Here is a 4,604-nt window from a genome sequence, read left to right on the forward strand (position 1 = left end):
AAGGCGTAGCCTTCGGTAGCGCCTCAACGTCCGCCCATCTCTGTGCTACATTGCAATTTCAGCACGCTCAGGACGTGTGTGCCGAACACCGGCTGGAGCCGGAAGTACCGCCGCGCTTTCGTTACTGGATTGAGCCGCGAGGAGGATCAAGCATGTCTGACCGCGCCGACGTAGGCCCTCTGCAACTGGGCGAACGAGCGCCCAATTTCGTACTCGACGCAATTACTCGCGAGGGCAAGATAGCTATCGACGATTTCCGCGGCGAGAAGCCAGTGCTGGTTGGGCTGTATCGAGGTCTGCATTGTCCGTTTTGCAGGCGTCATATCGCGACGGTTTCGCTGCTCACACCAGCCCTTAACGCAAAGGGCATCGAAAGCCTCACGGTGGTGAACACGCCCATCGAGCGGGCGCGCCTTTATCTCCGGTACCATCCGATGGTTGGTTTGCTTGCTGCATCTGATCCGGAGCGCGTTTCACACCGCGCCTTTGGATTGCCCAATATGCAAATAACCGAGGGCGAGAGCGCATTGCCGCACAAGGTCTCGATGAGCGATGTGAAGGCGATGCGGCTCAACGTGCCGGGCGAAATGCCTGAGCCGATGGATCCGTTTGCCACGCTCGAATATCTGAACAAAAAAGACAATTACGATATCACTGAAGCGGACCAGCAAATGATGGCGACCGGCGTGGGCCAGCTCACCGGCCAGTTCCTGCTCGACCGCAACGGCGTCGTTCGCTGGACGTTCTCCGAAGTTTTCGATGGCGGCTTGGGCGCCCACCCGAACTCTGAGGCGATGATGTCGGTCGCGTCGCATATTGGTCAGTAGCGGCGCGGTTGCGGACATCGGCTGCACGGACAGCAGGTGTTATGCAAACCGTTAGTTCGAGCCGGCGTCGCCACGCTTGGGGCAGTCGCTTCGACGACGGGCTGAGTGCGGTGGGAATTCCAGTATGAGCGACCAACCACGCGCCAGCGCGGAAAGACAATGGCGTCGAGCCGCGATCAGCGCTTCATCGAGTGCAGGATGGCCTGCATGTGCTCTTCCAGGTCGAGTTCGCCCCGAGCCTCAGCGGTCAACAGGTACTCGGCCTTAGCCCGTCGGTCGCCTCGGCTGATCGCAGGATAGGAGCAGATGGCCAGCAATGCGTCCTGTTCAATCCGGTCTGCCCTCTTGCGTTCGTGGCTGCTACTGCCCGCTTGATGAACAACCGTGTAAAGCCCGACATAGGTCGCTTCATGGGCTCCGATCAGCGCCCGCAATTCGGGTGAGGCGCCTTCCCCTTCAGCAAGCGTCGGTTCAACGACCGAGGCCACGGCGGCGAACGCGAGCAGTGTACGGCGGGTGACTTCGGGCATGCCTCATATCCCTGCTGTCTGATCATGCGGGCTCACTATAGCACCGGCGCAACGGTTCGGAGAGATGCTCTGGGACGCGACCATACTGTCTGCTGACAAAATGTTATTCGCACCCGCAGATCGCCCTCCCGGGGCTGGCCGGTTGAGGGCCCTTAAAAACCGAAAGCGCAGCGCGTTGAGCCCACAAGCCACCCCTCACCCCGCCTGCCGATTAACCCGGGGGCGACAACATCGCCCGCCGGGTGCCTTCGCGCTGTCAACCGCACCCCAGCGGTAAGTGTGGCCTTAAGTCGCAATAACTGGCTTCCGAAAGCAGGGCCTTGGGCTTCATTGATGCTGTGACCAACACCATATGGTGATCCACAGCCCTCCAAAACGAGAGAAGCTCGCCCTGACGCGGTCGCACTGCGGCCGTCAGCCGGAGATGGCCATGAACTAGGAACCTGAAAACCATGCCTGAAAATATCAGACCAACTTCGAGAGACGTCCCCCTCATCCAGCTCGGCGTCTATCAGTGCCGCTACCCGGTGAGCGAAGACGCGTCRGTACCTGGCGGTTACCGTTTTTGTGCTGGGCCAACTTCGCCGGATCGCGTCTATTGCGATCACCACCACAGCATCGTGACCGCCGTCGACCCTCGCCGAGCCCGTTCAGGTCTCCACCCCGCTCAACGACGCGCCGCGTAAGTTAAGCGGGCGGCCTCCCCCGACCGCAAGCGCGACAAGGGGAGAGATTCAGCAGAATTTCAGAAATCTYCCGGTACGCGGCCGTTCATAGGCTGCATTGTTCTGAAGAACGAACCGGATGAGGTCGAACATGTCGCTGAATGAGAACACGCGCCAAGCCGCCCGGCAGGAACTGCTGGAATTTGCGTCCAGCGTCATGGTTGGGTCCCCTTGTGCGCCCATGCCTGGAACAATGTTCGAAATGCTGGAGATCATCGCCGTGGAGAGGCGGATGACTTCCAGCCAAGGTGAAGACAGGTCAAATTCCTCTGATCCCTTGACGTCCGAGCCGATTGGGACCCCAATCAGGCTGCGTTTGGTCGAGCTGGTCAGATCGGCATTCGATGTCGCAAGGAAACGGTGGGCCCATAYTGGCACTTGGCAGTTGCGAGCTTGATCTTGCCCGCGGGCTGCTTGTGCGCGATGGGAAACCCGTTGCTCTGCGCTGCAAGGCGTTTGATCTGTTAACTTACCTCAGCCGGAATGTCGGGCGTGTCGCGACCAAGTCTGAACTGATGTCAGCGGTATGGCCCGATGTGTTCGTGACCGAGGACTCACTGACGCAGGCGGTCAGGGAGTTGCGAAAGGCGCTGCAGGACGAAAGCCAAACCATTATCCGCACGGTTGCCAAACGCGGCTACGTCCTCTCTCTTCCCGATACGCCAAGACAAGAGCGCTCTGGACAGCCGAGTGTTGCGGTCCTGCGCTTCAGCAATGAAGGTGCGCCGGACGACTCCCCTTTGGTCGACGGTTTCGCCGAGGACATTGTCAATGCGTTGGCTCGCTTCGGAACGGTCGTTGTGCTGGCGCGCAATTCCGGATTTGCATTTGTCTCGGATTCCGCTTCCGATTGGCGTGCCGTTGGCGACAGCCTCGGCGCAACCTATCTGGTCCGCGGCAGGGCGACGACCCGCGCAGACGGCATGCGGGTCACCGTCAGTCTCATGACCGCTTCGACGGGTGAAGTCCTCTGGAGCGATACGTTTTCTGCTTCTGGCGGCCAGATCTTCGACATGCAGGAAGAAATCGCCAGCCGTGTGGTGAACCGGCTGGTCGCTCGGCTTGACGACGCGGGTATCAAGCAGGCAACTCCGAAGCCTCCCGATAGCCTGGCCGCATATGAGCTTGTCCTGCGTGGACTGGCCCGGCTGCGCGGTTATGGCGATGACGACAATCAGGCCGCGCGCGACCTCTTTCAGGCTGCGGTCGACAAGGACCCGACCTATGCTTTGGCGCACTCCTACACCGCGCTCGCCGATCTCATTATCGGTGGCTATGCCGAGGCATCCTCGGCGTTGCTTGCTTCATTGATCGACCGTGCGGAGTGTGCGGTGACGCTGGCGCCGGAAGAGCCACGCTGCCATCGCGTGCTTGCCCAGGCCTTGATCTCTGCCCGTCGGTTCGAAGCGGCCGAACATCACCTTCAACGCGCGTTCGACCTCAATCCATATGACGCCGATACGATTGCGCAAATGGGCTACTTGCTCACGATGAGAGGCAGGCCGCTTGAAGCACTCGCGGCGATTGACAGTGCGATACGGATCAACCCGATCCATCCTGATTGGTACCACTATGATCGCGCCATCGCCCAATACTCGGCGGGAGATTACAAGGCAGCGCTTGTCAGCATGTCCAAGGTCCCCCCGAGGACCCCCTGGCGACTGGCAAGGCTGGCGGGGTGTCACGCTCAACTCGGCGAACTGAAGGAAGCTCAGCGCATTATGGCAGAGGTCAAGCGGATGGCGCCTGATTACTCGCCACTTGAGTTTGCGCAAACCGGAATCGCCTTTGAACACGCGAGTGATGCTGAACACCTCATTGCCGGCGTCGCCAAGGCACTCGCAGCCTATGAGGACCAAGGCTAGGGCCGCCCAAGCGCGCCTGCTTCCTCAACATCGCAATCCAATGCAATAGACCGTGTAGCGTTCAGGTTCCAACGGTGGCTTTCTGCACGGGCATGCAAACGGCCGGGATGGAAAGCACTGACAGTGCAACCAAGACGACATGACGCGCGCGCATAGTGACCCCCAATGAACCGCCAACATAATATGGCCATGAATACTGAAGCGGCGCATCGTGTTTTTTTGGCGCATCGGTTTTTCTTCCGAAAGCTGCAAACGGTGAACTCAATCGCCACGCGCTTCAGCTGCGGAACAAACCGGCATGGCAGCGAGTTTCCGTCCGACGAGAACTTGAGGGAAAGCATGTCCAGATTTCTGCTGGCGACAAGCGTCGCCGTTCTTCTCGCCGGCGGGCCGGCCTTTGCCGCGGATGAGCCCCTGTTGCCGCCGCCCAACGCTAAGAAACTGTCGGAGATCCTCGCCAAGGTCGAGAAGCGCGACGGCTTTCGCTATGTCAAGGAAGTCGACTGGGACAGCGGCGCCTACGTCGTCACCTACTACACATCCGACAAGGCCAAGGTCGAAATCACCTACGATCCCGTGACCGCCGAGCCCAAATAGAGTGCGTCGGCACGCGCCTTGAATTTAGGTCTATTGGCCTTTCCTGGCGCTGGCGCCGCC

5 protein-coding genes are annotated in these 4,604 nt (G+C 60.0%); 4 read left to right on the forward strand and 1 reads right to left on the reverse strand.

The genetic code is table 11. The features are described from left to right. Nucleotides 1-152 precede the first annotated feature (152 nt). On the forward strand, nucleotides 153-827 hold the full coding sequence (locus ACXJ7R_RS25290) for a peroxiredoxin-like family protein (protein WP_457154210.1): 675 nt from the start codon (nucleotides 153-155) through the stop codon (nucleotides 825-827). 176 nt (nucleotides 828-1,003) lie between these two features. Here the strand turns inward: ACXJ7R_RS25290 and ACXJ7R_RS25295 are convergent, their stop codons facing one another. Beyond that, nucleotides 1,004-1,357 carry a hypothetical protein gene (locus ACXJ7R_RS25295; protein ID WP_457154206.1) on the reverse strand — a complete coding sequence of 118 codons (354 nt, stop codon included), beginning with the start codon at nucleotides 1,355-1,357 and terminating at the stop codon, nucleotides 1,004-1,006. Nucleotides 1,358-1,809: 452 nt separating this feature from the next. Between ACXJ7R_RS25295 and ACXJ7R_RS25300 the strand changes: the two genes are divergently transcribed. The 3 genes from ACXJ7R_RS25300 (at nucleotide 1,810) to ACXJ7R_RS25310 (ending at nucleotide 4,544) form a co-directional block, all read left to right on the forward strand. After that, on the forward strand, nucleotides 1,810-2,043 hold the full coding sequence (locus tag ACXJ7R_RS25300) for a GcrA family cell cycle regulator (protein ID WP_457154207.1): 234 nt from the start codon (nucleotides 1,810-1,812) through the stop codon (nucleotides 2,041-2,043). 383 nt (nucleotides 2,044-2,426) lie between these two features. Beyond that, nucleotides 2,427-3,947, forward strand: a complete 1,521-nt coding sequence (locus ACXJ7R_RS25305) for a winged helix-turn-helix domain-containing protein (RefSeq protein WP_457154208.1) — start codon at nucleotides 2,427-2,429, stop codon at nucleotides 3,945-3,947. Between the two features lie 339 nt (nucleotides 3,948-4,286). After that, nucleotides 4,287-4,544: a PepSY domain-containing protein gene (locus tag ACXJ7R_RS25310; protein WP_457154209.1), complete on the forward strand. Its 258-nt coding sequence runs from the start codon at nucleotides 4,287-4,289 to the stop codon at nucleotides 4,542-4,544. Nucleotides 4,545-4,604 lie beyond the last annotated feature (60 nt).

This window comes from Mesorhizobium sp. P5_C1 (assembly GCF_054049815.1).

Coding starts and splice junctions, on each gene's coding strand:
- ACXJ7R_RS25290 (WP_457154210.1), top strand. CDS start 153: ATGTCTGACCGCGCCGACGTAGGCCCTCTGCAACTGGGCGAACGAGCG.
- ACXJ7R_RS25295 (WP_457154206.1), bottom strand. CDS start 1,357: ATGCCCGAAGTCACCCGCCGTACACTGCTCGCGTTCGCCGCCGTGGCC.
- ACXJ7R_RS25310 (WP_457154209.1), top strand. CDS start 4,287: ATGTCCAGATTTCTGCTGGCGACAAGCGTCGCCGTTCTTCTCGCCGGC.